Origin of the sequence: Phosphitispora fastidiosa (assembly GCF_019008365.1) — a bacterium.
GTDB classification, from domain to species: Bacteria; Bacillota; Thermincolia; order Thermincolales; family UBA2595; genus Phosphitispora; species Phosphitispora fastidiosa.
In genome coordinates, this window is record NZ_JAHHUL010000106.1 from 1 (window position 1) to 281 (window position 281).

The 281-nt window shown below is 59.4% G+C and carries 1 pseudogene; it reads left to right on the plus strand.

From position 1 onward, the window contains the following. Positions 1–280 (plus strand): annotated as a pseudogene (locus Ga0451573_RS19135) (hypothetical protein); the annotation flags it as partial. Position 281 lies beyond the last annotated feature (1 nt).

Below are 281 nucleotides of genomic sequence, written 5' to 3' on the forward strand. Positions count from 1 at the left end.
CGGTTCGGCCTTCTATGCCCCGGCGTCTTCGGCGATCCAGATGGCTGAAGCCTTCCTCAAGGACAAGAAGCGTGTCCTGCCTGTCGCAGCGCACCTCTCCGGCCAGTACGGTGTCAAGGACATGTATGTCGGCGTGCCTGTCATCATCGGTGCCGGCGGCGTCGAGCGCATCATCGAAATCGATCTCAACAAGACCGAAGAAAAGGCGTTCGAAAACTCGGTGGCCTCTGTCGCCGGTCTTTGCGAAGCCTGCATCGCCATCGCGCCGAACCTCAAGTAAT